Raw genomic sequence first — 1,667 nt, 5'->3', positions numbered from 1 at the left:
GTTGCAGTTGAGGCGCTCGATAAACTCGCCCAGTGCGGAACACAGGGCGGCTTCCTTGGTGGCGCCCTTGCCGTTGGTAAAGCACATGGGCGAGGCCGCATCGCGAATATGCAGCGACCACACGTGGGGCACGATATTGCGCCAGGAGGCGATCTCGATCTTCATGCCCAGCCCGGCGAGGATCGCGGTCATGTTGGCGATGGTCTGCTCAAGCGGCAGGTCCTTGCCTTCGATAAAGGTGCGGTGGGCCTCGTCCGGCTCCACCATCAGCAGGGCCTGGGCATCTTCGGTGAGGTTGTCCACCTGTTCGATCTGGAAGTCCGGCCCGGTCTGGATCACCTTCTTCACCGTGCAGCGGTCAATAGAGCGCAGGATCCCCTGGCGGTCCTTGTCGGAGATATCCTCCGGCAGCTCCACCTGAATCTTGAAGATCTGGTTATAGCGGTCTTCCGGGTCAACGATATTGTTCTGCGACAGGCGAATATTGTCGGTGGGGATATCCCGCGCCTTGCAGTACACCTTCACGAAATAGGCCGCGCACATGGCCGACGATGCCAGGAAATAGTCAAACGGGCTCGGCGCCGAGCCATCGCCCTTGTAGCGGATGGGCTGGTCGGTGATGACGGTGAAGTCGTCGAACTTGGCTTCCAGGCGAAGGTTGTCGAGGAAGTTGACGTTGATTTCCATGGCAGAGCTACCGGGTCGGGGGAATGGCTGAGGCGGCCATTATCCAGTTTTTAGGGCCCGGCGTCTTGGCGGCTGGGCGTTGAGCGTCGCAGGCACAACATGGTGGCGCCTGTGCGGCGTTATGCCACATGTTGGCGCCACCGCCGCTGCCGTAGAATCCCTCGCCGTCTTGCCGCCATAAACGCTATGGCAGCAACTGGTTGCCTTGGGGAAATACCATCATGCGTCTGTCGACTCGAACATCACTGCTTGGGTGTCTGGCCCTTTTAACACCCGCCAGTGCTTTTGCTGTGGAACCTGAAGCCAATGAACTGGCACCCATTACGGTTTCCGAGCAAGGGGAACAGAGCGCTGAAGCCACAAAGATTGAACTTGAGCGCGAGCAGGCCCTCACGCCGGGCGGTGTGACGCTGGTGGAGGCGGAAGACCTGACCGAGCGCAATGTGGTGAGCATCGGTGACATGCTGCGTTATGTGCCGGGCATGTGGACGGCCACGGGCTCCACCGGCGATGGCACCTTTCTTTCCAGCCGGGGTTCCAACCTGGATGCGGTGGCCTACGATGGCAACGGCATCAAGTTGATGATCGACGGGCTGCCGGTGACGGCCGCCGATGGCAACAACCACAACAGTTTTATTGACCCGCTGGCGTCGCGTTACGCGGTCATCGCCCGGGGTGCCAATGCCATGACCTACGGGGCCAGCACCCTGGGCGGGGCGATTAATTTCATCAGCCCCACGGCGCGCACCACCAACAATCAGGCTTACCTGAGTGCCGGCAGCCATGGCACCGTGCAGAACAGCGTCACCGGCGGGGTGGTGGCCGGCGACTTTGATGGCCTGGTCACCGTTGAGCAACGCAGCTACGACGGTTTCTGCGGTCATCAGGAGCAACAGCGTGGCGGCGTTTATGCCAATACGGGCTGGCAGATCAGTGACACGGTGAAAAATCGCTTCTATTTCACCTACGTGGACAATGAT

Annotated in this window: 2 protein-coding genes; one reads left to right on the top strand and one right to left on the bottom strand. The window is 60.3% G+C overall.

Translation table 11 applies throughout. The features are described from left to right. The coding region (locus A3754_RS22410) for an OsmC family protein (RefSeq protein WP_197468783.1) at positions 1-687 on the bottom strand (687 nt) is incomplete at its 3' end. A gap of 221 nt (positions 688-908) precedes the next feature. Between A3754_RS22410 and A3754_RS22405 the strand changes: the two genes are divergently transcribed. Further along, a partial coding sequence (locus A3754_RS22405) for a TonB-dependent receptor plug domain-containing protein (RefSeq protein WP_156497151.1) occupies positions 909-1,667 on the top strand: 759 nt, incomplete at its 3' end.

Source organism: Alcanivorax sp. HI0083 (assembly GCF_001635175.1).
The sequence above is the reverse complement of the archived record's forward strand: the minus strand, read 5'-3'. Positions and strand labels throughout refer to the sequence as shown.